This window comes from Bradyrhizobium sp. 149 (assembly GCF_023073915.1).
Classification (GTDB): Bacteria; Pseudomonadota; Alphaproteobacteria; order Rhizobiales; family Xanthobacteraceae; genus Bradyrhizobium.
On record NZ_JADPKK010000023.1, the window covers coordinates 345,451 to 372,285 of the forward strand.

A 26,835-nucleotide genomic window follows, 5' to 3' on the forward strand; every position below is an offset into this window, starting at 1 on the left:
CGCCGTCACCTGCGGATCTCCCGGGCCACGGCGAACTGGATCAGATTGTGGCCACCACACTTTGGTTGGTTTTGTCAAACGTAATCCATCCAGCGCCCGGAACATAAATCTCCGCCCAAGCGTACGTCGAATCGGAGCCCGCTAAGCCAACGCTGCTCAGGTCTGGGCCGTACAGGTAACCTGAGGCGATCCTCTGCCGAAACAGGGCCGCCTGCGTACAGAATGCCGAACCCCCTCAGAATTCACGACAAAGTCCGCAATTTGGTGTATGGTACGGCCATTGCCGCTCGGCTCCAGGCAACAGGCGCGTCGTGCACCAGATGCTGGATTCCCGGATAGACCATTCGGATGTTCGTGTGTGAGTGCGGCGAACGTATCTGGGATGACTGAAGCCCCCAGCGCCGGTGCAAACAATTCCGAGGGCTCGTCATGAAGGTTTACTTTGAGAAGATCGCCCCGCCGAGACCTCTGCCCGGTTCGGCTGAGCCGGATCAACTGGGTTTGCCGGTCAAGCAGGAGGACAGCTGGCTGGTGGCGCGGTTCAACCGCCTGAAATTGTGGTAATCCCTCCGGCTTGACTAAGTGCCTGTCCTACAGACCACCACGACTGACCCCTCTCCCGAGCAGCCATCAATTTCGAGGTAGATACATGTCGTATGCCTATAAGCTAAACGAAGACGTTCGCCACCAAGCCCAAGGCCCACAAGGACGTGCGGCAACGGACGAACCGATGATTTACACCATCGTCCGGCAAATGCCCATCGAGGCCGATGGACGTCTTAGGTACCGCATCAGGTGCAAGTCCGAAAAGATCGAGCGGGTCGTTACGGAAGATCAGCTTTCGTATTCGCAGTGATCTGCTTGATGGCCGTGAGAGTCCAACGCGGATGAATTGGCTCTGAGTCGCCATGATGAGCGACGGGCCTACTGTCGTTGCTTGGCGAACTTAGACGTTCCGGAATGTCTGCCGTCGGTCGGACGCAGACATGAGGTACTCCCGCCGGGCTACGGCGCTGCTGTTGCGATCAGCGCGAACGCGGTGAAGCGATCTCCATCGACCTTGCAGGAGCCGTGATAGGTCATCAGGCTGTCGCAGCCCCAGATCTGTCCGTTTGCGACATGGACGATCCCGGTACCCTGGTCGAGCGGCGTCTTGTACCACGCCGCGTAGGTGCCGTCCTTCAGCATGGGAGCAGCCTCCGCTGGGATTCGCTCGCAACAATCCGCATGATTAGCGCTAAGAAACCGTTAATCGCGCGGCGCGTGCCAATCCGGTCGATCCCTTCGCAACTCGGCTTCAAGTTCCTCGATGATGCTGTGAAGCAGGCACGCGGCAAGCGGATCGGTGACTTCGCGCTCCAAACGCCGGTAACGCGCGATCTGGAATTCCTGCTCTATCAACTGGTGCTCTGTCATCGGACGGGTCCTCCGACGGACCGACGCAGACGCAGCCAAATCGTTTCGTTAAAATTTTCGGATCATTCGCTATGGTTTCTAATCGGTAAGCAACGCAGGCCAAGCTTTGCCGCGCGGGATCCTTGGACGTTTCGAAAGGTCGATACGCCGACATGCGCCGCTGTCACGGCACGTCGCCGCTTTTGCGATTCTCGCCGATGCTGTGCGGCTTGTTGAGAAAGAACTCCCGGTTACCGAGAGCCGCCTCCGCGTACTGATCGATCGAGACCTGGATGGCCTCGATGTGCATGCGGCACCAGCCTTCGAGGCAAGACAGGCGCCGCGCATCATGAAGAGCCTTCAAAAATTCCGGCGGCTCCTGCATGTCGGAGAAGTAGGTCGGCCTCTCCCCCTTCATGCCTGTGCCACCTCTCGCGGCGGCAGGAGACGGCGCTTCTCAACATGGACGCGCGGCGGCGTCGGTTTTCGGCGGGGAACGAAGAGGCTGGCGACGACGATCGGGTCGGTGTCACCGAGAGCGGCCCGCTCCCGGACAAGCCCGCTCATCACGGTGCGCATCTTCATGACTTCCCCGGCGACGAAGGTGCAGTCTTCGTCCCTGTTGATCTGCTCGTGCATGATGGCTTCAGCCTCACGCATGCTGACACGCAATGCTCTGACTATTCTGCGGATTTCATTGATGCGGTTGTCCATGGCTCGGTCCCTTGGCTGACGACCAGCATAAGAACAAAACATGAACATTGAGTCAATCGGCCATAGGTAGAACACATCCATAGCGGCACGTCGCGCCGGCCATGACCTACCTCCTCGTCACCCGCACCAGTCGTGGGCGGCTTACCCGCCAGGATCAGAACGTCACCCGCATCCCCGCATAGAACGCACGCGGCCGTGCCGGGCTGAGTGAGCGCGGGTCGGTGAACTCAGCGCCGCCATTGGTGAAGTTGGGCACGGCCTCCCGGTCGAAGAACTGTCCGTAGGTCGCGTAGCGCCTGTCGAAGATGTTGTCGATCTTGCCATAGAGCTGGACGGTCTTGGTCACCTGGTAGGAGGTGTGGAGATTGAACACGGTATAGGACGGCAGCTTCGCATATTGGTTGGACTCGTCGCCAACCAGATATTGGCTGGAGACGAACAGCGCGTTGCCGCCGACCTTCCAGACGTCGGTGACGGCATAGTCGACGCCGATCTTGACGCGGTGGCGTGGGATGGCCGGGAGCTGGTTGCCCGGCGAGACCTGGATGGTCTCGGTCACAGGATCCCTGAACGGGCTTTCCGATCCGAGCTCCAACGCGTCGAGGAAGCGCGCGTCGACGAAGGCATAGCTCGCCTGGAACTGAAGCGTGGGCGACTTGATATTGATTTCGGCCTCTAGCCCTTGCCGCCGCGTCCTGCCGACGTTTGAAAAATAGCCAAAGCCGGTACGCCCGACGGCGGGTACAGCAACAATATCGTCGTAGTTCGTGGCGCGGAATCCGCCGAGCTTCCAGCCCAGCGTGCCGATGTTCAGCTCCCTGCTGCCGCGCAAGCCCGCTTCCAAGGTCTTGGACACGACCTGTTTCAGCGGCGGATCGGAGACGAGAAACGCGGCAATGAGACAGGGACGGGCTGGATCCGAGCAGCCGAGCTCCAGCGGCGTCGGCACGCGGTTGGCCTCGGAATAGCCGGCATAGGCCGTCAACTCCGGCGTGATCTTGTAGGTGCCGCCGATCACCGGATTGAAACGGGTGAAGGTGTGATCGCCGTTGAGATCGGCCCCGAGCTGATCCTCCAGCGTGATACGCGCCACGTTGAACCGGCCGCCGCCCGTGACGGCAAACGCATCCGTGACGTTGAACGTGTCCATCGCGTAAAGGCCGTTATATTGATTGACGGTCCGCAGCGAGACGGGACCGGCGACGGTGTTCGGGACGCCGGTCGGCCCCAGGAACAGGCCGCTGCCGCTGACGACGTAGTTTTCTCCAATCGTGCCGATCTCGGCGGTGGCGTTATAGCGCGTGACGCTGGCGTCATAGGTCGCGCCCACCACGACGCGGTTGTCGTGGCCGAACAGCTGATCGGTATTGGTGGCCTGCCCTGATACGCCAAACGTGGTCGACCGTATCGAGCTCCGGTCGATCTCGCCAAGGATCGTCCCGGACGCAAAAGGATTCGCAAGCGGCAGGCCGTTCACGCCGTTCGCCGGTGTGGCACCGTCGCCGAAGCAAAGAAGGCCAGTGAGCCCCGGATCGGTGCATTCCTGCGCGTCGGTCGGATTGCCGTCGACGAGCTTCTGCTCGTACCTGCGCACATGCGCGGTGCCTTCGAGCGTCCAGGTCGGCGTCGCGTCGACCTTGCCGGTCAGGTTGAGATAGCCGACTCGGTTGGAGGTGGTCTGCGGTGTCGTGTAGGTCGCGCCCCAATATTTGTCGAGCAGCTCGGCCGGAACGGCAGCGCTGGCACCGAAATCGTTCTTGGCGACACCCATGTTGGCGTGGAATTCGCTGTCGCCGGCCTTGTAGCCGAGATCGCCGTAGAAGCGCCGCACGTCCGACTGGGAGAAATTGCGGAAGCCGTTGTCATGCAGGCCTTCGAGCGCGGCATAGACGCCGTAGTTCTTGTCGACCGTCTTGCCCCATTGCGCCGAGCCCTGGATGCGGCCGAACGAGCCGCCCATGAGATCAAGTTCCGCGCCCTGATAGGTAAAACCGTCCTTCATTTGCAAATTGATCGCGCCGCCGAGCGCGTTGAGACCGAAGGCGGGATTGTTGGTCACGAGCGTCACCGACCGGATCGCCGCGGTCGGGATCAGATCCCAGTTGACGGCATCGGAGAAGGCTTCGTTGATGCGGACGCCGTTCTGATACACCGCGAGGCCTTGCGGCGTGCCCGTCACGGGCGAGGCAACGAAGCCGCGGAATTCGACATCCGGCTGAAACGGATTGCCGGTGACCTCGCTGATGTTGACGCCGGCGATGTTGTCACGGAGCGCGTCGGTGATGTTCAGCGAGCCGGTGCGCTTGATCTGGCTGGCGTCGACGGCGTTGACCGCCGACGGAACCTTGTCGACGTCAAGTCCTCTGCCGGTGCCCGGCGCGGTCGGGTAGACGTAGATGCGTGTCTTGGGGCTGGCGGATGACGGCGCCCCGATGTGCGCGACCGGACGCGATGACGCAGTGCGCCGCGCCGTTGACGGCGGCGGAGCCGTCACCTCGACCGGCGGCAGGTTCTGGACGTTGGTCTCCTCGTCCTGCGCGGCCCTCGCGGGGCTGGCGAAGATCAAGCCCGACACCAACCCGGTCGAAACCGAGGCCATCAACAAACGACGCTTGAACCAAAGAGCCTTGAACCAGAGAGCCATGAACCAACTAGCCTTGCCTATCCCTGCCTTCCCATGCGTGACCACCGGCTGTTCTGATTTTCGCCGGTTGGTCGAGACGAGTGTAGTTGGCAGCCGAGCGCGCGCCAGCCACAAAAGGTCGGGCAATATCCGCACCCGTTTTCCCGACGAAATCGGGAATTTTTCCCGATGTGTTCAGGCCGCCGCCGTCGGAACCAGCGCCTCGACGGTCAGGCCGCCATCGCCGGAGACGACATTGAGCGTGCCGCCCAGCGCCATAATCCGCTCGCGCATGCCGACGAGGCCGAAGCCGAGCTTCTGACCAGCCTCCATGCCGCGACCATTGTCGCTGACCCGCACCCGGGCGCAGCCGCGGCCATCGCCTGCGGGCTCCACGGGCTCGATGACGACGTTGACCGAGGTCGCGCCGGCATGGCGGAACACGTTGGTGAGCGCCTCCTGCACGATGCGGTAGATGGTGAGGTCGGCGGTCTCCCCCGTAACACCAAGCGCCGGCGAGATCACGGTCTCGATGGCGACATCGGGATGCGATTCTCGCCACAGCCGCGACAACGATTCCAGCGCCTGGCGCAAGCCGAGCTCGGCAAGGCCGACGGGCCGGAGGCGCTCCAGCACGCGGCGATTGAACTGCTGAAGCGCGTTGATCTGCTCCAGCATGGCGCTGCCGTGCTTTCGCACGGCCTCCGCATTCGGGGGGCGTCCGTCCGCCTGCTTCGCCAGCGCGCTGGCATGCGCGCGCAGTGAGAACAGATATGGCCCGAACTCGTCATGCAGCTCGCGCGCGATCTCCTTGCGCTCGACGTCCTGGAGCGACACCGTTCGCTCGGCGAGGCGCCGCTTGTCCTCGATCGCCTCGCTGAGCGTTGCCGCAAGATGATTGAGCTTGGTGCAGATCGCGGCGAGTTCCGGCGCGCCCCCCGGGGCGACGCGCGCCTGATAGCGCCCGTCTTCGAGCTCGGCCATCACATCCGCCAGGGAATGGAGCGGCGCCAGTGCCCGGCCGACCACATTCATCATCACCAGGAACAGCGCGAGCGCGATCACCGAGCCCACCTCGAGCTGGGTCACGATGGCGTCCCAGATCTCGGCGATCTCGTCGTCGGGATGCGAGGTGATCAGGAGCGAGCCTGGCTTGCCATGGATCGAGACGGGCACGCTCACCGCGGTCTGCTCGGGATGCACCAGGCTGACGAACCAGGTCGGCGGTCCGCGGGTGTCGTCATCGGCGTCGGTCCGGGGCTGCGTCAGCGGACTGCCGCCTTCGTCCCGAAGCGCGATGCTGACATGGCGCAGGCGGCTGAGGTCGCGCGCGATCTGGTTCAGCCTGGCATCCGGATCGGGCGCTTCGTTGAGGTCCGCGACGATCATTTCGATGAATTCGCGCGCGAGCCGGATCACGCTCTGGTCCTCGGCCTGCACGCGCGGCCCGGCTTCCGCGACCTGGCGGCCGATATTGACCGCGAGCCCCAGCGCCAGCAGCAGCGCCAGCAGCAGGTTGATGCGCCCGCGCAAGGATAGATTTTGCCACATTGGTGTCGCCCGTGCCCCCGCGAAGGATTGCCTGCGCCTGTCCGATGACGTTGACAGAGGCGAAGCGCCCGATATCTAATCGAAACGTACAGCAATCCCGGCCGGGCGCGAAATAGGCCAAGACGCTGTCGCGAGGAACGCCTATGCGCATTTTGATCGTCGACGATCATCCCATCGTCGCCTCCGGCTGCCGCGCCGTGCTGGCCGACGAGGACGAGGTCGAGATTTTGGAGGCCGCTGACGCCGAAGACGGCGAGTGCGTCTTCATCGTCGAGCGCCCCGACCTCTCGATCATCGACATCAACCTGCCGACCGTGTCCGGCTTCGAGCTCGCGCGCCGCATCCTTGAGCGCGCGCCCGAGGCCCGAATCATCATGTTCAGCATGAACGACGATCCTGCTTTCGCCGCGCGTGCGATCGAGTGCGGCGCCAAGGGCTACATCTCCAAGTCCGGCGACCCCGATGATCTCGTCGAGGCGATCCGCACCGTCGGCAGCGGCGGCACCTATCTGCCGAGCGCGATCGCGCGCAGCATCGCCTTTGCGGGACCCGCGCTGGCGCAAAGCCCGCTCTCGAAGCTGAACGCGCGCGAGATGGAGATCTTGCGGCTGCTCAGCGCCGGAAAGAGCCTGTCCGAGATCGCCTGGCTGGTGCAGTCGTCCTACAAGACTGTGGCCAACACCTCGTCGATCATGCGCCAGAAGCTCGGGGTGAAAACCTCTGTCGAGCTGGTGCGGCTGGCGATCGACAGCGGCGTGGCCTGACGGCCGCCGCACAAGCGTTGCAATCCTGATGTGGCTTGATGCCACGGAGCATATCGGCATGACGATCCAGACTGTCTCGACCAATACATCCTATGGCGGCGTGCAGGGCGTGTACCGCCACGCCAGCCAGGCGACCGGAACCGACATGGTGTTCTCGGTCTATGTTCCCCCGCATGCACAGGGCGCCAAGCTGCCCGTGGTCTGGTATCTCTCCGGCCTCACCTGCACGCACGCCAACGTCACCGAGAAGGGCGAATTCCGTAAGGCCTGCGCCGAGCTCGGTCTGATCTTCGTCGCGCCCGACACCAGCCCGCGCGGCCCCGACGTGCCTGGCGATGCCAACAATGCCTATGATTTCGGCCTCGGTGCGGGCTTCTATGTCGACGCCACGGAAGCGCCGTTTTCACGCAATTATCGCATGTGGAGCTACGTCACCGACGAACTGCCAAAACTCGTGGCCGAGAACTTTCCGGTCGATGCGAAGCGGCAATCGGTGATGGGACACTCGATGGGTGGCCACGGCGCGCTGACGGTCGCGCTGCGCAACCCACACCGTTTTCGCGCGGCCAGCGCCTTTGCGCCGATCGTGGCGCCATCGCTTGTGCCCTGGGGCATCAAGGCGCTGACCGGCTATCTCGGCCCCAACAAGGACATTTGGCGCAGCCACGACACGGTGGCGCTGATCGAGGACGGGGCGAAGTTTTCAGGCTTCCTGGTCGACGTCGGCGAGGCCGATAACTTTTTGAAGGAGCAGCTTCGTCCCGAACTGCTGCAGGCGGCCTGCGCCAAGGCCAACATCCCGCTGACGCTGCGACGGCAGGCGGGCTACGACCACAGCTATTATTTCATCTCGACCTTCATGAGCGACCATCTGCACTGGCATGCGGAGAGACTGAAGGCGTGATCTCTTCTCTTACCCTCCCTGGACGGTAAGCACCACCAATTGACGGTTTGCCGTAATTCGGCGCCAGCAACCGGTTGCGGATCAGATAGCTCATTGTGCGCGTCCAGGCTTCATCCGTGTTGCCACGCATGTCGGCGCTGGCGGCCGTGATCATGGTGCCGGTCTTCACGTCGCGCAGGTAGATGTTCAGATTTATGATCAGGTTCGAGACCTTCTGCACCATGCCGGTGATCTCCAGGTCGGCGCCCAATTGTCCGGCAAGCTGAAGATCGCAGTTGCCGCAGGCCTGTAAATTGCTGTGACGGGCGGCATCCCGGATCGGCGCGATATCGAGCAGCTGGAACCGGCCTGACTCAGCCAGTGCCTTGCGCAACTGCTCGCTGATGAGGTCGAGCCGCGCCTCCTCCGGCTTCGAGCCATAGAACTCGCCGGGCAGGCTAGTATCGATCAACTCAAAGTCGAACACCGCAAGTTTCGGCGGATCGGCGAGCGCGGCCGAGCCCGTCAACAGCAAAGCTGCGAAACATATCAGCGCTCGCATGATCGTGATTCTCGACGTGGCAGCGTGAGGACGAAATGCGGGGTTGCATGCCCTGACAAATCGGTCATGCTTTGAGAGAAGACAATTCTCCACCGGCGGTCAAGCCAGGGAGAACATCTGGAGGAAACATGATCCGATGGTTGGTCGGCCTGATCGGCTTGGGTCTTGCTGCGACGGGCGCGCTCGCGGCCAACCCTGTCATGATCGGCGTCGGCTATCTCGGTGTCGCCGGCACCAGATCAACGCTGTCGCTGGTCGAGCAGCCCGCGGAGAATGACGGCGTTGCCGGCGCGCGTCTCGCCACCGAGGACAACAACACCACCGGCAAATTCCTCAACCAGCGATTTGCGCTGGAGGAGCGGCGTATCAAGGAGGGCGAGGATGCCGTGCAAGCGGCGACCGACCTCGCCGCACGCAACGGCTTCATCATCGCCGACTTGCCGGCCGATGCGCTGCTGAAAGTCGCCGACGCCCTTCGCGAGCGCGGCACGCTGCTGTTCAACGCCGGGGCTATCGACGAGCGGCTGCGCGAGGCCGATTGCCGTGCCAATGTCATCCACACCGCGCCGACGCGCGCGATGCTGGCGGACGCGCTCGGCCAGTATCTGGTATGGAAGCAATGGAAGCGCTGGCTGCTCGTGGTCGGCTCGCATGACGAGGACAGACTGTTCGCCGATGCGCTGCGGCGTACCGCGACGCGGTTCGGCGCCAAGGTCGTGCAGGAGCGTAGCTTCGAAGACAAAGGCGGCGCGCGCCGCACGGATTCGGGCGTGACGCTGATCCAGCGCCAGATGCCGGTGTTCACGCAACAGGCACCGGCCTATGACGTGCTGGTCGCCGCGGACGAGAGCGAGGTGTTCGGCGCCTACCTGCCCTATCGCACCTGGGATCCGCGGCCTGTCGCAGGCTCTGCCGGCCTGGTGCCGCGGAGCTGGGACGCCGCGCAGGACCAGTGGGGCGCGATCCAGATGCAGAACCGCTTCGTCAAGCTGAACGCGCGGCGGATGACCGCGCTCGACATGCAGGCATGGACCGCCGTGCGCATGATCGGAGAGGCCACCTCGCGCACCAGTTCCGGCGACGTCAAGAAGGTCACCGATTTCATCAAGGGTCCGGATTTTTCGGTTGCTGCCTTCAAGGGCACGAAGCTGACCCTGCGCGACTGGAACCTGCAGCTGCGGCAGCCGATCCTGCTGGTCGACGGCCGCATGGTGGTTTCGGTGTCGCCGCAGGAAGGTTTTTTGCACCAGGTCTCCGAACTCGATACGCTCGGCTATGACCGCCCGGAGAGCAAATGCAAGCTGAAATGAGGACCGTAAAGTGAGGACCTGGATGTTGCGCATGTGGCGTGTTGGGGTGCTGTCCGGACTGGCGCTGGCGGCAGCGCCCGCGCATGCGTTCATCGCCTATGTCTCGAACGAGAAGAGCAACACAGTCTCTGTGATCGACACCGACAGCTGGGCGGTGACCAAGACCATCAAGGTCGGCCAGCGCCCGCGCGGCATCGACTTCACGCGCGACGGCAAGTTCGTGATGGTCGCGGTCGGCGACGACGACACCATCCAGATGATCGATGCCAAGACGCAAACCGTGGTGGACAGCCTGCCCTCCGGGCCCGACCCTGAATTGTTCGCCCAGGATGCCGCCGGCAAGATCCTCTATGTCGCTAACGAGAACGACAACACGGTGACCGTGATCGACCTTGAGAAGCGCGCCCGCCTTGGCGATATCCAGGTCGGCGTCGAGCCCGAGGGCATGACCATCAGCCCGGACGGCAAGACGCTGATCAACACCTCCGAGACCACCAACATGGCGCATTTCATCGACACATCGTCGCGCCAGATCGTCGCCAACGTGCTGGTCGATGCGCGGCCGCGCTTCGCCGAATTCAAGCACGACGCGTCCGAATTGTGGGTGTCCTCGGAGATCGGCGGCACCGTGTCGATCATCGACCCCGGAAAGCACGAGGTAACCGGCAAGATCAATTTCGAGATTCCGGGCTTGAGGAAAGAGGCCATCCAGCCCGTTGGCATCGGCATGACCAAGGACGACAAGACCGCCTTCATCGCGCTCGGTCCCGCCAACCGCATCGCTGTGGTCGATACCGCCACGCGCAAGGTGACGAAATATCTGCTGGTCGGACAGCGGGTCTGGCACATGGCATTCACGCCCGACGAAAAATATCTGCTCACCACGAATGGCGTGTCGAACGACGTCTCCGTCATCGACGTCGCCGCGCAAAAAGTGATCAAGACGATTCAAGTGGGCGAACTGCCCTGGGGCATCACGATCGCGCCATGACCAGCCCTGCTCCCATCGCCGAACAACGCGAGACGCCACGGCCGGGTCCGGCAGCGGCGCCGGCGCTGTCGATCGACAGCGTCAGCCACGCTTATGGCCCGCGCCGGGCATTGATGGACGTGTCCTTCAACGTGCAGCCCGCAAGCTTCACGGCCCTGCTCGGCCTCAACGGCGCGGGCAAGAGCACGCTGTTCTCGCTCATCACGCGGCTATTCGGCATCCAGTCCGGCCGCGTCGGCATTTTCGGCCATGACATCAGCAAAAACCCCGGCGAAGCGCTGCGGTTGCTCGGCGTCGTGTTCCAGCCGCGCACGCTCGATCTCGATCTGTCGCTGACGCAGAACCTGCTCTATCACGCCGCGCTCCACGGGATCAGCCGCCGCGAGGCGGCCGCGCGCAGCGCCGAGCTGCTCGGGCGCATCGGGCTGACCGAGCGCGCCGGCAGCAAGGTGCGCGATCTCTCCGGCGGGCAGATGCGGCGGCTGGAGATCGCCCGGGCACTGCTGCACCGGCCGCGCCTGCTGTTGCTGGACGAGCCGACCGTCGGCCTCGACGTCAAGGCGCGCGCCGACATCATCAGCCATGTCCGCCAGCTCGTGAGCGAGCAAGGCATCGGCGTGCTCTGGGCCACGCATCTGTTCGACGAGATCCTGCCTGGCGACGATCTCGTGGTGCTGCACCAGGGCAAGGTTCTGGCGCAGGGGCCGATGAGCCGCGTCGTCGCGGAAGCCGGCGCGCAGGACGTCAATACCGCCTTCATGCGCCTGACCGGCGCGCAGACCCTGCCGGGCGGCGGCATATGAGCGGCATCACAACACGCGACACGCCGCGCGGTTTCTCGTTCCAGGAGTACATGACCTGTCTCACCGGCATCGTCTGGCGCGAGGGACTGCGCTTCCTGCACCAGCGCGAGCGCTTCGTCTCGGCGCTGGTGCGGCCGCTGGTGTGGCTGTTCATCTTCGCCGCGGGCTTCCGTCAGGTGCTCGGCATCTCCATCATCCCACCTTACGAGACCTACATCCTCTACGAGGTCTTCATCGCGCCGGGGCTGATGGCGATGATCCAGCTCTTCAACGGCATGCAGTCCTCGCTGTCGATGGTCTATGACCGCGAGATGGGCAACATGCGCACCCTGCTGGTAAGCCCACTGCCGCGCGGCTACCTGCTGTTCTGCAAGCTGCTCGCGGGCACCGCGGTGTCGCTGCTCCAGGTCTATGCATTCCTGCTAATCGCCTGGTTCTGGGACATCACCCCTCCCCTATCAGGCTATCTCACCGTGCTGCCGGCGCTGATCCTGTCCGGACTGATGCTGGGCTCGCTCGGCATGCTGATCTCCTCCGGCATCAAGCAGCTGGAGAACTTTGCCGGCGTCATGAATTTTGTCATTTTCCCGATGTTCTTCGCGTCATCGGCGCTCTATCCGCTCTGGCGCGTGCAGGAGGGCAGCCCCTATCTCTATTATCTCTGCGAGGCCAATCCGTTCACCCATGCGGTCGAGCTGATACGCTTCGCGCTGTACGGACAGATCAACTGGGTCTCGCTGGCGGTGGTCGCGACCTGTACAATCGTCTTCATGATCGGCGCGATCTATGCCTATGATCCCTCGCGCGGGCTGGCGCGACGGGGCCTTGCGGGAGGCGAAGGATGAAGTTTTGGCTCGTGACGATGGCCGTTCTGGCGCTCGAGCTGTCGGGCAAGGCCGCGCGCGCCGCCGATCCGCGCTATCCCGACTGGCCCTGCACCCAAGCCAAAGTTCCGGAGATTTCGCTCGCCGCCGTCTGGGCTGGTCCTGCGCTCGACGACGTGCAGAACAAGTGGAAGGACGACGCCAAAGTCAGCGCTTTGGTCTCGAAATTGTCGGCACGCAAGACGCCGCTGGACGAGGCCGAGAAGTCGGTGAAGGAGTTCCTGGCGGGCTCCGCGGCCGACAAGACCGCGAATGCAAAACTGCTGTTCTCAGGCCTGTTCGACACGCTCAACGCTCAGCGGTCGCAGGTCATGAGCGGGCTGGAACGCGTCAGCCGCAAGCAGCGCGAGGCCGCCGACAAGATCCGCGAGGAATCGATTCAGCTCCAGGCGCTCCAGGGTGCAACGCCGCGCGACGAGGCCAAGGTCGAGGCGCTCAGCAACGAGTTGGTCTGGAAAACCCGCATTTTCGAGGACCGCCACAAGGTGGTGCGGTTCGTCTGCGAGGTTCCGACCACCATTGACCAGCGCCTGTTCGCACTCGGACGCGTGATCCAGCAGGAATTGGAATAGCGTCAGTTTTGCTGACTCCATCCGGAGAGTTCCCGGGGTTTCATCGCAATCGTTAACATTTGCAACGCTATCGGCCGGAACCAAATCGATCTAGGATGTCTTGTCGAAGGGAATCCAAGACGTCGGGAGGCCTCGATGGGCACTACGAAATTCATCCTCGCGGGCGCTGCGGCGATCAGCATGCTCGCATTCAACGCATTTGCTGACGACATGACCGGAATGGTCTCGCGGATCGACCGGCTCAACGGCACGATCTCGATCCAGCAGACGCAGAAGGGAACGGTCGGCGGCAGCGCGGGCGGCGCTGGCGCGCTCCAGGAGTACAAGGCCAAGGATGCCGCGATGCTCGACACCGTCCATGCCGGCGACCGAGTGACGTACTCGGCGACCGACAATAACGGCACGGGCACGCTGACCAAGCTGCAGAAGCAGTAGGCTTTTCCTCGCCCCTTCCCATGTGCGACACGGCGTCGTGGCCGGGCTTGTCCCGGCCTTCCACGCATAGCCACGCGGCACGAAGAACGTGGATGCCCGGGACAAGCCCGGCATGACGATCTATGCTTACTGCTCTGGGCGCGGCTCCGGCTGCGCCTCGTCGGTGGGAAGCTTTGCGCGTTCCCAGCCGTCGGTGCCATCGGGATACCAGGCGACGTTGGAGTAGCCGTACGCGAGCGCGCGCTTGGCGGCGTTCCAGGACATCCAGCAATCGGCCAGGCAATAGATCACCAGTAGCGCGGCCTTGTCGCCGTGCGATGCACGCGCGAGGCCACGCTGGAAATAATCGTCCATGGCGGGCGGCAACGTGCCGTAGCCGGTATCCGGCAGCCAGATGCTGCCCGGAACGTTTTTGCGCGGCGCCTCGCGCCAGACGGTCCCCGTGGGAAGGTTCTTCGGCTTCGGCGCACGCGGCAGCACGTCGATAAACGCGCCGCTCTTCGCGCGCCAGATCTCCTCGGCCTCCGCGGTCGTCAGCACGCGCGCGCCGCCGAGCGTCGCGGGCACAGGCGCGCGGAAATTGTCGGCGCGATAACCCTCGGGCTCGAACGGCTCCTGTTGCTGCGCGAGTACCGGCGCCACCAGCGCGACGGCGACGAGCGCAGCGACAAGGTGCCGCCTCATGGCGTCTGCCTCATGGAGTCTTCTTGGCCGTCTCCGCGCCGAGCGGCCGATCGCTCTCGTCCAGCAGTGGCACGCCGAAGTCGAGCAGGATCTTGTTGATCTCGCCCTGGTTCTCCTGGATCAGCTTGTTGAGCTGCCGCTTCCAGTTCTGGTCGGCGGCACGCACCCCCATGCCGATGCGATAGACCAGTTTTGGCCCGGTGGTTTCCTTCACCAGCGGCGTGACATGAAGCGAGCCCGCCTGCTTCGCGTAAAATCCCGCCATGGGTCCCCACAGCACGCCGGCGTCAATGGTGCCTGCCGTGAGATCATTGATCATTGCCTGCGCCGAATTGTCGTAGCGCGTGTCGATCATCAGCGGATAGGGCTTGGCATCACCCATCAATCCCGCGATGGCCATGTTGGTCGCAGGCGGCGTGCCGGCGACGATCCCGACATGCTTGCCCTTCAGCCTGGCATCCTCGAGGGTGTCGACCTCCTCCAGTCCGCTGCCTGCTTTCGCGACGAGCGCATAGCTCGTGCGGTAATACGGATTGGTGCCTTGGACGAGATCATCGCCTTGGGGAAAGCCCATGATGACGTCGCAGCGATGTGAGCCGAGCGTCATGCGCACGAAGCCGGTGGCTTGCGGAAAGAATACATAGTCAAGCTTCTTCTGCAGCTTGTCCGCAAACAGCTCGGCAAGCTTGTTCTCGAACCCCTCGCCTTTCTCGTTCGAGAACGGCAGATTGCGCGGGTCGGAACAGACGCGCAGCACCTTGGGGTCGACCAATTCGAAGGAGAGGTCGCCGGCGTCATTGGTCTGCGCGAGGGCGACGTCGCCGAGCGCGCAAGACGCAACCAGGATACTCAGTGAAAACAACCAGCGACGATGTCGCCCGGCCTCCGTCATCGCGCTTCCTCCTCGGCTTGTTTGAATGCTAGCCATGCAACGCATGATGCGTCACGTTTTGCCAGACTTTGTGCCGGCTTTCCTTTGTTGCATTGCAACGCGCACAATCCCTTGAACTGAGGCGGAAAAGTGTCTCGCATCGCTCTCGTGACCGCAGCCTTGTCCCTGCTGGGGCTCACGACGCTAGCATGCGCCGGAGCGGCCGAATTGCCTGTGAGCGAAGTCGCGCCGGGAATTTTCGTACACTCCGGGACCATCGCCCTGATGAGCCGCGAGAACGAGGGCGACATCGCCAATGTCGGCTTCATTGTGGGCGCGGATGCGGTGGCGGTGATCGATACCGGCGGTAGCGTTCGCGAGGGCGAGGCACTGCTGGCGGCGGTGCGGGCCCGCACCAGCAAGCCGATCCGCTACGTCATCAACACCCACGGCCATCCCGATCATGTCTTCGGCAATGCGGCCTTCACCCTCGGGGACACCATTTTCGTCGGCCACAGCAGGCTGCCCCGAGCACTGGCTGCGCGCGGGCCGTACTATCTCGACAATTTTAGACGCATCATGGGCGACGAATTGATCTCTCCCGTCAAGATCGTGCCGCCCACAATGCTCGTCACGGACACTCTGACGCTCGATCTCGGCTCGCGCCGCCTGACCTTGCGGGCTTGGCCGGCCGGGCACAGCGACAATGATTTGACCGTGTTCGATGAGACCACGAAGACGCTGTTCACAGGCGACCTCGTCTTCCTCCGCCATATTCCGGTGATGGACGGCAGCATTCGCGGCTGGCTCGGCATCCTCGGGGAACTCGAGGGCATTCCGGCGCAGCGCGTCGTTCCCGGTCACGGGCCCGTGAGCGAGTGGCCTGCAGCACTGACCGATGAACGGCGCTATCTGAGGACACTGCTGGCGGACGTCCGGGCCTCGAACAAGAAGGGTGAGCCGATCCGAACCGTCGCTGACAAGGCGGCTGCGTCGGAGCGGCCGTCTTGGGAGCTGTTCGACGACTACAACGCCCGCAACGCAACCGCAGCATTTTCGGAAATTGAATGGGAATAGCGGACGCGCTACGATGCGCGAAACGTTGCTTCGTCCGCGGGACCATGACCATGACGGGATGCACGCGCCGCCTGCCCCTGATCGCCCTGCTCCTCGGCATTGCATTCGCCGTGCCGGCGCAGGCTGAAGAAGCCGACGATCCCTGGCCGGGCCTGGTGCAGGACATCTTCAGCAACCGTCCGATGAATGACGGTCACAATGTCATTGGCATCGAGATGCCGTACCGCGCCGAGGACGCGGCCATCGTGCCGGTGACGCTGCGCAGCAAGCTCTCGCCTGGCGACGCTCGCCGCATCCGTTCGATCACACTGGTGATCGATCGTAACCCGGCGCCGATGGCGGCGAAGTTCGAGCTCGGACCGGATGCCAACGTCACCGAAATCTCGACGCGCGTGCGCGTCAACAACTACACCGACGTCCATGCGGTGGCCGAGCTCAGCGATGGCCAGCTCTATGTCTCGAAAGTCTATGTAAAAGCCTCCGGCGGCTGCTCGGCACCGGCAGGGAAGAATGCCGAGGAAGCCCAGAACCGGCTCGGGCAGATGCGCTACCGGCAATTCGCGCGCGAGGATGCCCCGGCGAGCCGCATGCGGGAGGCGCAGATCATGATCGGCCATCCCAACAATTCCGGCCTGCAGATGGACCAGGTCACGCAGCTCTATATTCCCGCCTTCTTCGTCAACCAGCTCAGGCTGACGCAGGACGACAGCCCCGTGCTCTCGATGGAAGGCGGCATCTCGATCTCGGAAGATCCCAATCTGCGCTTCACCTATGTCTCCAACGGCGCCAGGCGCTTTCGCGCGGAAGCCAAGGACACGGATGGCCACGTGTTCCACAACGAGTGGGATCTGGAGAAGCCGGGGACGTAGAACGCGGTACTCGCGCTGCCCGCTCGCACCCCGGGAATGAAGTGAGATACCGCTCATCCGGCGCTTCGCGCCAGCTTCTCCCGCAACAGGAGAAGGAAAAGGGCACCGTCTACGCGGCAGAAACTAGAAACACCTCACCTCGGCTTCCGCCTGCGCACGCCTCAAATCGGTCACGGCCGAATTCGCCTGCTCCGAGGTTCGGAACTGGACGCCGAGATTGCCGCGGACCTGGGACATGCTGAGCGCGGTCTCGGCGGTGACGTAGCGCTCATAGGATACGATCGAGGCCACCACGTCGATCGAGCAGGAGCATTGCTCGATGGCCTGCCGGCTCTCGCCATTGGCCTTCATGCAGCCATAGACATACTCGGCACGCGCCGCCGTCGGATAATCATTGGCCTCTTCGGCCTGCGCGGCAAGCGCGGTCGCAGCCCACACCGCCAATGCGGCGACAATCGGTCGTAGCTGTCCGGCCAGATTCATGCGCGTCCTCCCGCTGGTTGCGACGAAAGCTATGCTATGCGTATTGTCCTGAAAAGCACTCTATCAGCGGAAACGGCTCACAAGGTGATGAGAGCACTTGGTTTGATAACAGCACTCGGTCGACCATTGGCCCTCGCGGTGACACTGGCGCTGATACTAGCCGGACCCGGCCGCGCCGCGGATACCATCCGCCTCGCGGTGCAGAAGACCGGAACATTCTCCTGGGAGCTGGCCGCGATCCGCGCCGGCGGCCTCGACAAGGAGGCCGACCTGTCGCTCGACGTCACCGAGCTTGCAAGCCCCGAGGCCGGCAAGATCGCGTTGCGCGCCGGCAATGCCGACATCATCCTGTCCGACTGGCTGTGGGTGTCGCGCGAGCGCACGCTCGGCGCCAAGCTCACCTTCTATCCCTATTCCAGCGCGCTCGGCGCGGTGATGGTGCCGGCTTCCTCGCCGATCAAGTCGCTCGCCGATTTGAAGGGCCGCAAGCTCGCCGTCGGCGGTGGTCCCATCGACAAGAGCTGGCTGCTGCTCCAGGCGCGCATGAAGCAGGACGGCATCGACCTGAAGTCGGAGGCGACCATCGTCTATGGTGCCCCGCCCCTGATCGCCGCCAAGGCGCTCGACGGCGAGATGGATGCGAGCCTCAACTTCTGGAATTTCTGCGCGCAGCTGGAGGCCAAGGGTTTTCGCCGCCTTACCGGCATTGAGGACATTTTGCCGAAGCTGGGAGCCAGGGGCGCGGTCTCCGCAGTCGGCTATGTCTTCGACGAAAGCTGGGCGGCAAGCCATCGCGACGCGGTGGCGCGCTTCATCGCGATGACGCGCAAGGCCAAGCAGTTGCTGGTGACCTCGGATGCCGCCTGGGACAAGATCGCGCCTCTCACCGGCGCGAGCGATGCCACCCTGCTCAAGACCTATCGCGAGCGCTATCGCGACGGCATTCCGCACCGAAGCATCGATGACGAGGAAAAGGACGCGCGCGTGCTCTACCGCGTGCTCGCCGAGATGGGCGGACGCGACCTGGTCGGGCCGGCCGCCGAGCTCGAGCCCGGCACCTTCTATCACGCAGTTCCCGGAGACTGAGGTGCTGCGTCTTGTGTCGTTTGCCCTGTTCCTCGCGATCTGGTGGATTGCCGCGCTGTTCGTCGGCGCCGCAAAGCTGCCCTCCCCGCCCGCCGTGCTCGACATCATCATCGCGGAAGCATCGAACGGCGCACTGTTCCTGCATCTCGGTGCCACGCTCGCCCGCGTCGCCCTCGCCTTCGTGCTGGCGATGTCGCTCGGCAGCGCCATCGGCTATTTGATGGGACGGGTGAAGCTTGCCGACCGGCTCGGCGATCCCTGGCTGATCCTGCTGCTGAACCTGCCGGCGCTGGTCGTGATCGTGCTGGCTTACATCTGGGCCGGGCTGACCGAGGCCGCCGCCATCGCCGCGATCGCCATCAACAAGCTGCCGACCGCCATCGTCACCTTGCGCGAGGGCACCCGCGCGCTCGACCGCTCGCTCGACGAGATGGCAAGCGTGTTCGCGATGCCGCGCTGGCGCGCGTTCCGCCACGTCGTGCTGCCGCAGCTGGCGCCTTATATCGCAGCCTCGGCCCGCTCGGGATTGTCGCTGGTGTGGAAGATCGTGCTCGTCGCCGAACTCCTGGGACGACCGAACGGCGTCGGCTTCGAGATCGGCGTTGCCTTCCAGCTGTTCGACACGCCGCGGCTGCTGGCCTATTCCCTGACCTTCGCCGCCGTCGTGCTCGTGATCGAGACCGCGCTGGTGCAACCGTTCGAAGCCCGCGCATCACGGTGGCGGCCCCGTGAGGCTTAAGGTCGATATCACAGGCAAGACGTTCAGGAGTGCCGCGGGCGGAACGCAGGAGGTGCTGGCGCCGGTCAGTTTCGCGCTTCAATCCGGCGAGGTTGGCGTGCTGATCGGTCCCTCCGGCTGCGGCAAGAGCACGATGCTGCGCATCATCCTTGGGCTCGACCGCGACTTCGGGGGACATGTCTCGCGCCCGCCGGAAGCACGCATCGGCATGGTCTTCCAAGAGCCGCGGCTGCTGCCATGGCGTTCGGTCGAGCAGAATGTGCGGCTTGCGGCCCCCGACGTCACTGACGCTAAGCTCGCCGAGCTGTTCAGGATCCTGGAGCTGGAGGCGCATCGCAGCCATTTTCCCGGCGAACTGTCGCTGGGCCTCGCCCGGCGCGTCGCGCTCGCCCGCGCCTTTGCGGTCGAGCCCGATCTGCTCGTGCTCGACGAGCCCCTCGCCTCGCTCGACGACGCGCTCGCTGGCCGTTTGCGCGACGAGATCGCGACACTGGTGGCGAGCCGTCCGGTGATGACGCTGCTCGTCACCCACAGCCTGGATGACGCGATCCGGCTCGGCGACCGCCTGTTCTTGCTGTCGCCGCGACCGGCGCGCATCGTGCGGGAGGTGCCGATCGCCATCCCGCGCGCGGAGCGCAGCGAATCCGAGCTCGGCAGGATCAGGGCCGAGCTCGCGGCCTTGCAGCTTGAATCGAAATGAGAACTCATGGTCAACTGGGCCAACGAACTCTTCGCGGGAGGTTCACGATGCGACGTACGCTGATTGCGATCGGCATCCTGTTGGTTGCGATGCCGGACGCGGCGCTCGCGCAAGCCAAGGGCAAGGGCATCCGACTCTGGAATCTGACTACGGAGACGATCTCCGGCTTTCAGCTTTCGCCCGCGGGCAAGACCGAGTGGGGGCCGAACCAGTGCTTGAACGACAAGGACAAGGAGGTCGACCACGACGAGCGACTGCGCATCACCGGTATCGAGCCCGGCCGCTACGACGCCAGGGTCAGCTACCCCAATGCACGGCAGTGCATCGTGCGCGACATCGAAATCAAGGCGGATGCGGTGTTCTCGGTCGCCGACAAGGATCTGAAGGACTGCACGAAGTAGCGCCGGTCGCGGCCGGCAAACGCAGCGCAGCGGTTTACGCCTTGTCGTTCGGGTGCGGATATTCGCAGCGCCACCGCACCGCCTGCCATTTCGGATGGTCGCTGATCCATTGCGCGATATAGGGCGGCGCGGCCATCGCGCATTGCGTCGGCGACCCTGCGTAGTTGAACACCAGATGCTGCTCCTCGCAGGTCGCAGGCGAGAGCAGCGCACACACAGTCACCACCAAGTCGATCGGGTTCATGCCGGAATCCTCGCAGAGGCGATGGAGATTAGCATAAAAGGTTACGCTCCGAGGAGCCGGAAGTTTCAATTCGGTGGGAGCAACCGGGGCATTTTCCTCTCTCCCTGCACGCGGGAAGAGGCGGAGAGCGCGCCTAGAAATTGACGCCGAATATGACCCTTGCCTGGTGGCGCTCGAAATTGGCGAGGTCAAGATTGGCGCCCGACCCGGCCGGACGGCCCCAAGCCTGCATGCTCCAGCTCATGGTCAGGCGCGAGCGCTCGGAAAGCTGAAAATAAGCGGTGGGACCGACGAAGAGGGCCTGGCCCGCGAACTCGCCGAGGCCGATGCCTTCGTACTGCCGGAAGTAGCGCACCTCGCCGCCGAGCAGCACATCGGGCCGCACGCGCACGAGGCCTGCGAAGGCCGCGCCGATGGTTGAGCTCTTTTCGGACAGTCCCGCCATCTCGAAGCGCGCCCATTCCGGCTGATAGATCAGGTTGAGCGCCCCGATGGCGAAGTTCGGGATCAGCTCGCGATCGAAGGCGAGCGTGAAATCGGTGCCGTACATCCGGCCCTTTGCGCCAGAGGTCTCGTCGATGCGGTCGCCATGGAGTTCGGCGGCGACAGTCAAGCCAAACGGCGCGCGCTCGCGTTCGAGCAGGCGATAGCGCAGGTCGAGCGAAGCGCCCTGAAAATTGAACTGGCGGCGGTCGCCGATATCGGGGACGCCGGTGATGTCGTGCAGTGAGGCGGTGCCGCCGACCTCGATGCGGAAGTTCGGCAGCGGCACGATCTCGATCTCGACCTCCTGCGAGAGGGCGCGATAGGTCCCGCCGCCTTTACCGAATCGCCCTGTCGTTTGGGTCTGGAATTCGCGCTCGCCGGGATTGCCGACATCGGTGCCGATCATGAAGCCGAAGATGTGCTCGGTATCAAAACCCTCTTCGGCGCTGACGCATACCGGCGCGAGCGCGACGCTGCAGGCGGCTATGGTCCAGAAGGTATGGGCTCTCGCGCGCATCCCCGACACTACCACGGCTTCGACGGTGGTTGCCATCGAAGCCGCGGCAGGTCGCAAGTCTTACTTGCAGTCTTACTTGCGCAAAGCGCAGGCGTACATGTTGATCTCCATGCCGACCGGCACTTCCACGATCTTCGGAGCTTTCCAGGCCATTCGGGGACTCCCAAGGGATTGAGCGCGACATCGCGCGGGGCAAAACCTAGGGCTGCGTCCGGCATAGCGCAAGTCTGGAAGCGAACCGCTGACACAGCGAACTGTCGCATCGCGCTCGCAAATTTCTCTCTCGGGCAAATCGCCTTCGCTCCCAGTCAAGCAGCGCTGTTCTCACCGCAACAATCGCAGCAGCGCGCGGCCGGCGCGCGAATTCAGCTCCTTCGCATCCAGCGTCCGATCCTTGTCGGGATTCGCTGCGTTGAAGCGCTGCTCCACCACCGCGAGATACTCATCGAGCGTGAGAGTCCCGTCGCGATCGGGATCGGCGGCGGCAAGTTCTTTCGCCGTTAACCGTCCGCGCAATTCGCGGGCGTCGAGCGTGCCGTCGTGATCGGGATCGAGCTTGGCGAACAATGCGCTGGCGGCCTTCTTGACCTCCGCAATATCCAGCGTGCCGTCATTGTCGGTATCGAACGTCTTGACAGCGTTGCCGGAGGCGGACCATGCCGGACCGGACAGCAGTGCAATCGTGAGCGCAAGCGCAACAGAGCGACGCGATATCATCAAAACCTCCCTGACCAAAGAGCTCCGTTTCGAGCCAGATCGAACGACATAAGTGCACAAGCGAGCCCCGGTTCAAGCCCGGAATTGCAACCTGCGCACCGCACCACTCGCGAAATCCGACGACCGGAGCGGGGCAGCCCGGCACGCGCGCTGCTTCATGCCGCGGAATTTCTTCAGCGCCTGCGCACAAGTGAGAGTTGTTTGTCAGGTTTCCGTCAGGTGACCGACATCCGGCGCCGACCATATCGGCGTCGCAATTACGACTTTCGTATTGACGCGTTTTGCATTCCGGCGGAGTGTTGCTGTCGCAGCGTCAATAGGCGCGCATATTGGGAGGAACGGATGAAACGCTTTGCGATGGCCGCGAGCCTCGTCATGCTTGCATCGACTTGTGCAAATGCACAAACCAGCGAGCAGCTGGTCAAGGGCGCGACCGATACATCGAACGTTCTCAACTACGGGATGGGCTACAATCTCCAGCGTTTCTCGACGCTGAACCAGATCAACAAGGATAGCGTCAAGAACCTTGTCCCGGTCTGGAACTACTCTTTCAACGACGATCGCAGCGAGGAATCGCAGCCGCTGGTGTACCAGGGCGTGATCTACGTGACCTCGCACAACGCGACCATGGCGGTCGACGCCAAGACCGGCAAGCAGATCTGGAAATCCAAGGTCGAGTATCCCGCCGAAACGCCGCGCATCGTCTGCTGCGGCATCATCAATCGCGGCGCCGCGCTCTATGAGGGCAAGGTGTTCCGCACGACGCTCGACGCCAACGTGATCGCGCTCGACGCCAAGGACGGCAAGGAGCTGTGGCGGCAGAAGGCGGCGGACATCAAGGAAGGCTATTCGATGACGGTGGCGCCGCTGGTCGCCGACGGCATCGTGATCACCGGCATCTCCGGCGCCGAGTTCGGCACCCGCGGCTTCATCGACGGCTGGGATCCGGCAACGGGCAAGCACCTGTGGCGCACCCATTCGATCCCCTCCCCTGACGAGCCCGGCGGCGACACTTGGAAGGGCGATACCTGGAAGCTCGGCGGCGGCTCGACCTGGATTACGGGCTCCTACGATCCCGAGCTGAACACCGTCTATTGGGGCATCGGCAATCCCGGACCGTTCAATTCGGCGGTGCGCCCGGGCGATAACCTCTACACCTGCTCCGTGCTGGCGATGGATCCCAAGACCGGCAAGATCAAGTGGCACTACCAGTTCTCGCCCAACAATCCGTTCGACTATGACAGCGTGGCCGAGATGGTCCTCGCCGACATGAACGTCGAGGGCAAGCCGACCAAGGTATTGATGGACGCCAACCGCAACGGCTTCTTCTACGTGCTCGACCGCACCAACGGAAAGCTGCTCGCGGCCAATCCTTACGTGAAAGTCAACTGGGCGACCGGAATCGACATGAAGACCGGACGTCCGATCGAGACCGACGTCTCGAAAGACGCGCGCGACGGCAAGAAGGTGACAGTCTATCCGTCGATCCTCGGCGGCAAGAACTGGGAGCCGATGTCGTTCAATCCGCAGACAGGTCTTGCCTACGCCAACACGCTCGCCTTCGGTGGCAGGTACAAGACCGAACCCGTCACCTTCAAGCAGGGTGAATGGTATCTCGGCATGGATCTCACCGATCTCTGGGAATGGGGCGACGGTCCGCGCGGTCATCTGAAGGCGATCGATCCCATGACCGGCAAGGCGAAGTGGGAAGCGCCAAGCGACATCCCGCGCTTCTCCGGCGTGCTGTCGACCGCGGGCGGCGTCGTGTTCTCGGGCGCGCTGACCGGCGAGTTCGAGGCTTTCGATGCCGACACCGGCAAGAAGCTCTGGCAGTTCCAGACCGGCTCGGGCATCGAAGGACAACCGGTGACATGGCAGCAGGACGGCGTGCAGTATGTCGCCGTGACGAGCGGCTATGGCGGCGTCTACTCGCTGTTCTCCGGCGACGAGCGGCTTGCCAAGGTGCCGCCCGGCGGCTCGCTCTGGGTTTTTGCGGTCAAGCAATAACCACGGCACGATGCTGAAAGAAGTATCTCACAAGACGGTGGCGATCCTCGCCGCCGTCGCGGTGCTGACGGTCGCGCTTGCGGCGACCGTTCGTGCCGCGGATGATGCAACCGGCAAGCCCGTGCAGGCGCAGATCGATCACGGCAAGTCGACCTATGCCGAGAAATGCTCGCACTGCCACGGCCCCAACATGATGAACCCCGGCACCATCACGCCGGACCTGCGCGCCTTCCCCGACGACAAGACGCGCTTCGTCACCACCGTGAAGAACGGCAAGAACAACAAGATGCCGCCCTGGGCCGACATTCTCAGCGACGACGAGATCGGGGATCTCTGGGCCTTCATCTCGAGCCGGAGGAAGCCATGAGGCGCTGGCTCGCCGCGTGGGGAACTGCCGCGATCCTCGCGGCGGCGACGACAGCCGCGCGCGCGGCCGACGATCCGCTGAAGATTTGTCTCGACGAGGACCGGCCACCGCTCTCGGTGCATCACAAGGGCAAGCCCGACTCGGGTTTCGACGTGCTGCTGGCGCGGGCGATCGCCGACCGGCTCGGACGTCCGCTGACGATCCAGTGGTTCGAGAGCAAGCTGGATGAGGATTCGAGCCCGCAGCTCGAGGCCAATGCGCTGCTGTCCGACGGGCGCTGCTCGCTCGTCGGTGGCTACGCGCTGACGATGGACTCCCTCGTCAAGCCCGGCACGAAAACGGCGCGCTTGCCGGATTTTGCCGGCGCCACGCGCGACGACCGACGCCGCCGCGTCGCGCTCGGCGTGCTCGCGCCGAGCCAGCCTTATGTCTACTCGCCGATGACAGTCGTGCTCGGGCCGAAGGCGCAGGGTCGCAAGATCGGCGATATCGGCGACCTCGCCGGCCTGCGCCTCGTCATCGAGAGCGGCTCGCTCGGCGATGCGATCCTCATGACCTTCGACAAGGGGCGCCTGATCGACGACATCACCCATCTCGTCCCCGGCCGCGATGATCTCCTTGGCGCACTTGCTCGTGGCAACTATGACGCGACGCTGATCGACCTCGGCCGCTTCGACGCCCATCGCGCCGCACACCCTGATGCGGCCATCACCGCGTCCGGCTATTATTATCCGATCGGGGCTAATCGCGGTTATGTCGGGCTCGCCAGCGATCCCGCGCTGATCGACGCCGTCAACAAGGCACTAACCGAGCTTGCTGCCGAGGGCAAGATCGCCGAATTCGGCCGGCAGGCGGGGCTGACCTATCTGCCGCCGCGGGAGCCTGCGATCCTCGGCGACGTCTGGATGAAGATCATTCAGCGCTAATGACACCTGGCGCACGAAGCGCAGCCCTGGAATGCGCCAATCTGTCTCGCCTGACGCCCATGGCAGAGGCGACCCGATGCAGTACCTTCGGCGAAAACCGGGAGAGAATCATGTCCGCAAAGCTCGATCGCCGCCACTTCATTGCCGCCGGCACCACCGCACTCGCGATGCCTTTCCTTTCGCGCAGCGCCTCGGCGCAAGCTACGTGGCCATCGCGGCAGATCCGCATGATCTGCAGCTATCCCGCCGGCGGACAGACCGATTTGCTCGCACGCGCCTATGGCGAATTCATTTCCAAGCAGCTCGGAAAGACCGTCGTCGTCGAGAACAAGCCCGGCGCCTCGGGCGCGATCGGTACGGCGGAAGTCGCCCGCGCGGAGCCCGACGGCCACACCGTGCTGTGCTCGATCTCGACCACCTACGTCATGAATCGGGTGGTGATGAAGACCCCGGGCTACGACATGGACAAGGATCTGACGCTCGCCAGCGTCATTCCGGGCGCCGGGCTGCTGCTGGTGGCGAACCCTAAAACCGGCATCAAGACGTTGGAGGATTTCGTCGCCTTCGCGCGCAAGAGCGGTAAGGTCAACTTCGGCACCTATAGCGCGGGCTCAGCCCCGCATATGACGATCCACGAGCTCAACAAGCAATACGGCCTTGCTATCGAGCCGATCCACTATCGCGGCGAAGCCCCGATGTGGACGGGCATGCTGGAAGGTACGCTCGATGCCGCGATGGGAAGCTACACGGCAGCGCAATCGGTTTTGCAGAGCGATCGTGGCACCGTGTTCGCGGTGCATTCCAAGAAGGTCGGCGCGATCCCTGATATCAAGACCCTGCCCGAACAGGGCGCGACGTCAAAATTCTTCACCGTCAGCGGCTTCACGGGCTGGGCCGTGCCGAAGGCAACGCCGCAGCCGATCGTCGACCGGCTGGCGGAGCTCTGCGTGGCCGCCAACAGCGATCCCAAGGTGAAGGAGGTGCTCAACACGTTCGTGCTCGAACCGGCGCTCGGCTTCAAGGAGACCAACGCCTTGTATCAGCGCGAGCTGCCGATCTGGCTCGAGAGCGCGCGGTCTCTCGGCCTCGAGCCGGCCTAACCTCAAGGCCAGACGCCCTCGCGGCGGCGGCATCCGACCAAAGCCTAGTGTCGAAAACGCGCCTTCCCGCTATG

At 63.7% G+C, this 26,835-nt stretch carries 34 protein-coding genes; 19 read left to right on the top strand and 15 right to left on the bottom strand.

Features of this window, described 5'->3' with window-relative positions; all coding sequences use genetic code 11:
- Positions 1–40: 40 nt before the first annotated feature.
- The gene (locus IVA88_RS29400) at positions 41–205 is read right to left on the bottom strand and encodes a transglutaminase family protein (RefSeq protein WP_346657663.1); all 165 of its coding nucleotides are present in this window, start codon (positions 203–205) and stop codon (positions 41–43) included.
- 224 nt (positions 206–429) lie between these two features.
- Between IVA88_RS29400 and IVA88_RS32500 the strand changes: the two genes are divergently transcribed.
- Entirely contained in the window at positions 430–564 is a 135-nt protein-coding gene (locus IVA88_RS32500; protein ID WP_256466861.1) for a hypothetical protein, read from the top strand.
- A 441-nt stretch (positions 565–1,005) separates the two neighbouring features.
- Here the strand turns inward: IVA88_RS32500 and IVA88_RS29405 are convergent, their stop codons facing one another.
- The 6 genes from IVA88_RS29405 to IVA88_RS29430 form a co-directional block, all read right to left on the bottom strand.
- Positions 1,006–1,188 (bottom strand): hypothetical protein, encoded by a 183-nt coding sequence (locus tag IVA88_RS29405; RefSeq protein WP_247501245.1) that lies wholly within the window; start codon positions 1,186–1,188, stop codon positions 1,006–1,008.
- 60 nt (positions 1,189–1,248) lie between these two features.
- Positions 1,249–1,416 carry a hypothetical protein gene (locus tag IVA88_RS29410; RefSeq protein WP_247500693.1) on the bottom strand — a complete coding sequence of 56 codons (168 nt, stop codon included), beginning with the start codon at positions 1,414–1,416 and terminating at the stop codon, positions 1,249–1,251.
- A gap of 163 nt (positions 1,417–1,579) precedes the next feature.
- Positions 1,580–1,813, bottom strand: coding sequence for a hypothetical protein (locus IVA88_RS29415; RefSeq protein ID WP_247500694.1), 234 nt, complete (start codon positions 1,811–1,813; stop codon positions 1,580–1,582).
- Entirely contained in the window at positions 1,810–2,109 is a 300-nt protein-coding gene (locus IVA88_RS29420; protein ID WP_247500695.1) for a hypothetical protein, read from the bottom strand. Before IVA88_RS29420 ends, IVA88_RS29415 begins: the two co-directional genes overlap by 4 nt.
- A 154-nt stretch (positions 2,110–2,263) precedes the next feature.
- Positions 2,264–4,753 (bottom strand): TonB-dependent receptor, encoded by a 2,490-nt coding sequence (locus IVA88_RS29425; RefSeq protein WP_247500696.1) that lies wholly within the window; start codon positions 4,751–4,753, stop codon positions 2,264–2,266.
- A gap of 174 nt (positions 4,754–4,927) precedes the next feature.
- Positions 4,928–6,283, bottom strand: a complete 1,356-nt coding sequence (locus tag IVA88_RS29430) for a histidine kinase (protein WP_247500697.1) — start codon at positions 6,281–6,283, stop codon at positions 4,928–4,930.
- A 143-nt stretch (positions 6,284–6,426) separates the two neighbouring features.
- On the opposite strand from IVA88_RS29430, the gene IVA88_RS29435 reads away from it, so the two are divergent.
- Together IVA88_RS29435 and fghA are read left to right on the top strand one after the other, a co-directional pair.
- Positions 6,427–7,047: a response regulator transcription factor gene (locus IVA88_RS29435; RefSeq protein ID WP_247500698.1), complete on the top strand. Its 621-nt coding sequence runs from the start codon at positions 6,427–6,429 to the stop codon at positions 7,045–7,047.
- A 58-nt stretch (positions 7,048–7,105) separates the two neighbouring features.
- Positions 7,106–7,951 (top strand): S-formylglutathione hydrolase, encoded by an 846-nt coding sequence (gene fghA / locus IVA88_RS29440; protein WP_247500699.1) that lies wholly within the window; start codon positions 7,106–7,108, stop codon positions 7,949–7,951.
- On the opposite strand, the gene IVA88_RS29445 is transcribed toward fghA, so the two are convergent.
- Positions 7,905–8,492 carry a DUF3280 domain-containing protein gene (locus IVA88_RS29445; protein WP_247500700.1) on the bottom strand — a complete coding sequence of 196 codons (588 nt, stop codon included), beginning with the start codon at positions 8,490–8,492 and terminating at the stop codon, positions 7,905–7,907. The genes fghA and IVA88_RS29445 overlap by 47 nt on opposite strands.
- A 128-nt stretch (positions 8,493–8,620) precedes the next feature.
- Between IVA88_RS29445 and IVA88_RS29450 the strand changes: the two genes are divergently transcribed.
- From IVA88_RS29450 to IVA88_RS29475, 6 genes are all read left to right on the top strand, one after another.
- Positions 8,621–9,802, top strand: coding sequence for an ABC transporter substrate-binding protein (locus IVA88_RS29450; RefSeq protein WP_247500701.1), 1,182 nt, complete (start codon positions 8,621–8,623; stop codon positions 9,800–9,802).
- Positions 9,803–9,824: 22 nt separating this feature from the next.
- Positions 9,825–10,793: a YVTN family beta-propeller repeat protein gene (locus IVA88_RS29455; RefSeq protein ID WP_247500702.1), complete on the top strand. Its 969-nt coding sequence runs from the start codon at positions 9,825–9,827 to the stop codon at positions 10,791–10,793.
- On the top strand, positions 10,790–11,596 hold the full coding sequence (locus IVA88_RS29460) for an ABC transporter ATP-binding protein (RefSeq protein WP_247500703.1): 807 nt from the start codon (positions 10,790–10,792) through the stop codon (positions 11,594–11,596). Before IVA88_RS29455 ends, IVA88_RS29460 begins: the two co-directional genes overlap by 4 nt.
- Positions 11,593–12,441 (top strand): ABC transporter permease, encoded by an 849-nt coding sequence (locus tag IVA88_RS29465; protein WP_247500704.1) that lies wholly within the window; start codon positions 11,593–11,595, stop codon positions 12,439–12,441. Before IVA88_RS29460 ends, IVA88_RS29465 begins: the two co-directional genes overlap by 4 nt.
- Positions 12,438–13,052 carry a hypothetical protein gene (locus tag IVA88_RS29470; RefSeq protein ID WP_247500705.1) on the top strand — a complete coding sequence of 205 codons (615 nt, stop codon included), beginning with the start codon at positions 12,438–12,440 and terminating at the stop codon, positions 13,050–13,052. Before IVA88_RS29465 ends, IVA88_RS29470 begins: the two co-directional genes overlap by 4 nt.
- A gap of 135 nt (positions 13,053–13,187) precedes the next feature.
- Complete coding sequence (locus IVA88_RS29475; RefSeq protein WP_247500706.1) at positions 13,188–13,487, top strand: copper-binding protein; 300 nt, start codon at positions 13,188–13,190, stop codon at positions 13,485–13,487.
- Positions 13,488–13,613: 126 nt separating this feature from the next.
- On the opposite strand, the gene IVA88_RS29480 is transcribed toward IVA88_RS29475, so the two are convergent.
- A complete protein-coding gene (locus IVA88_RS29480) occupies positions 13,614–14,171 on the bottom strand; it encodes a PQQ-dependent catabolism-associated CXXCW motif protein (RefSeq protein ID WP_247500707.1) in 558 nt (185 codons plus the stop codon).
- Positions 14,172–14,181: 10 nt separating this feature from the next.
- Positions 14,182–15,063 carry a substrate-binding domain-containing protein gene (locus IVA88_RS29485; RefSeq protein WP_247500708.1) on the bottom strand — a complete coding sequence of 294 codons (882 nt, stop codon included), beginning with the start codon at positions 15,061–15,063 and terminating at the stop codon, positions 14,182–14,184.
- A 129-nt stretch (positions 15,064–15,192) separates the two neighbouring features.
- On the opposite strand from IVA88_RS29485, the gene IVA88_RS29490 reads away from it, so the two are divergent.
- Together IVA88_RS29490 and IVA88_RS29495 are read left to right on the top strand one after the other, a co-directional pair.
- Complete coding sequence (locus tag IVA88_RS29490) at positions 15,193–16,119, top strand: quinoprotein relay system zinc metallohydrolase 2 (protein ID WP_247500709.1); 927 nt, start codon at positions 15,193–15,195, stop codon at positions 16,117–16,119.
- Between the two features lie 50 nt (positions 16,120–16,169).
- A complete protein-coding gene (locus IVA88_RS29495) occupies positions 16,170–16,988 on the top strand; it encodes a quinoprotein dehydrogenase-associated SoxYZ-like carrier (RefSeq protein ID WP_247500710.1) in 819 nt (272 codons plus the stop codon).
- A 123-nt stretch (positions 16,989–17,111) separates the two neighbouring features.
- On the opposite strand, the gene IVA88_RS29500 is transcribed toward IVA88_RS29495, so the two are convergent.
- The gene (locus tag IVA88_RS29500; protein WP_247500711.1) at positions 17,112–17,471 is read right to left on the bottom strand and encodes a hypothetical protein; all 360 of its coding nucleotides are present in this window, start codon (positions 17,469–17,471) and stop codon (positions 17,112–17,114) included.
- An 87-nt stretch (positions 17,472–17,558) separates the two neighbouring features.
- Between IVA88_RS29500 and IVA88_RS29505 the strand changes: the two genes are divergently transcribed.
- The 4 genes from IVA88_RS29505 to IVA88_RS29520 are packed head-to-tail and all read left to right on the top strand — an operon-like array spanning position 17,559 to position 20,397.
- Positions 17,559–18,557, top strand: coding sequence for an ABC transporter substrate-binding protein (locus IVA88_RS29505; protein WP_247500712.1), 999 nt, complete (start codon positions 17,559–17,561; stop codon positions 18,555–18,557).
- Between the two features lies 1 nt (position 18,558).
- Positions 18,559–19,296, top strand: coding sequence for an ABC transporter permease subunit (locus IVA88_RS29510; protein WP_247500713.1), 738 nt, complete (start codon positions 18,559–18,561; stop codon positions 19,294–19,296).
- Positions 19,286–19,996 (top strand): ABC transporter ATP-binding protein, encoded by a 711-nt coding sequence (locus IVA88_RS29515; RefSeq protein WP_247500714.1) that lies wholly within the window; start codon positions 19,286–19,288, stop codon positions 19,994–19,996. The genes IVA88_RS29510 and IVA88_RS29515 overlap by 11 nt, the downstream gene beginning before the upstream one ends.
- 47 nt (positions 19,997–20,043) lie before the next feature.
- Positions 20,044–20,397 carry a hypothetical protein gene (locus IVA88_RS29520; protein WP_247500715.1) on the top strand — a complete coding sequence of 118 codons (354 nt, stop codon included), beginning with the start codon at positions 20,044–20,046 and terminating at the stop codon, positions 20,395–20,397.
- Between the two features lie 34 nt (positions 20,398–20,431).
- On the opposite strand, the gene IVA88_RS29525 is transcribed toward IVA88_RS29520, so the two are convergent.
- From IVA88_RS29525 to IVA88_RS29540, 4 genes are all read right to left on the bottom strand, one after another.
- Complete coding sequence (locus tag IVA88_RS29525) at positions 20,432–20,641, bottom strand: hypothetical protein (protein ID WP_247500716.1); 210 nt, start codon at positions 20,639–20,641, stop codon at positions 20,432–20,434.
- 133 nt (positions 20,642–20,774) lie between these two features.
- Positions 20,775–21,680: a hypothetical protein gene (locus tag IVA88_RS29530; RefSeq protein ID WP_247500717.1), complete on the bottom strand. Its 906-nt coding sequence runs from the start codon at positions 21,678–21,680 to the stop codon at positions 20,775–20,777.
- Between the two features lie 36 nt (positions 21,681–21,716).
- Entirely contained in the window at positions 21,717–21,797 is an 81-nt protein-coding gene (gene pqqA, locus IVA88_RS29535; RefSeq protein ID WP_018460299.1) for a pyrroloquinoline quinone precursor peptide PqqA, read from the bottom strand.
- A gap of 171 nt (positions 21,798–21,968) precedes the next feature.
- Positions 21,969–22,361 carry an EF-hand domain-containing protein gene (locus IVA88_RS29540; RefSeq protein WP_247500718.1) on the bottom strand — a complete coding sequence of 131 codons (393 nt, stop codon included), beginning with the start codon at positions 22,359–22,361 and terminating at the stop codon, positions 21,969–21,971.
- Between the two features lie 342 nt (positions 22,362–22,703).
- Here IVA88_RS29540 and IVA88_RS29545 point away from each other — a divergent pair, with 342 nt between their 5' ends.
- The 4 genes from IVA88_RS29545 to IVA88_RS29560 all read left to right on the top strand — a co-directional run bounded on the left by IVA88_RS29545 (position 22,704) and on the right by IVA88_RS29560 (position 26,761).
- Positions 22,704–24,368: a methanol/ethanol family PQQ-dependent dehydrogenase gene (locus IVA88_RS29545; protein WP_247500719.1), complete on the top strand. Its 1,665-nt coding sequence runs from the start codon at positions 22,704–22,706 to the stop codon at positions 24,366–24,368.
- A gap of 10 nt (positions 24,369–24,378) precedes the next feature.
- Positions 24,379–24,735: a c-type cytochrome gene (locus IVA88_RS29550; RefSeq protein ID WP_247500720.1), complete on the top strand. Its 357-nt coding sequence runs from the start codon at positions 24,379–24,381 to the stop codon at positions 24,733–24,735.
- Entirely contained in the window at positions 24,732–25,661 is a 930-nt protein-coding gene (locus IVA88_RS29555) for a transporter substrate-binding domain-containing protein (protein ID WP_247500721.1), read from the top strand. The genes IVA88_RS29550 and IVA88_RS29555 overlap by 4 nt, the downstream gene beginning before the upstream one ends.
- Positions 25,662–25,771: 110 nt before the next feature.
- Positions 25,772–26,761, top strand: a complete 990-nt coding sequence (locus IVA88_RS29560) for a tripartite tricarboxylate transporter substrate binding protein (RefSeq protein WP_247500722.1) — start codon at positions 25,772–25,774, stop codon at positions 26,759–26,761.
- The last annotated feature ends 74 nt before the right edge of the window (positions 26,762–26,835 follow it).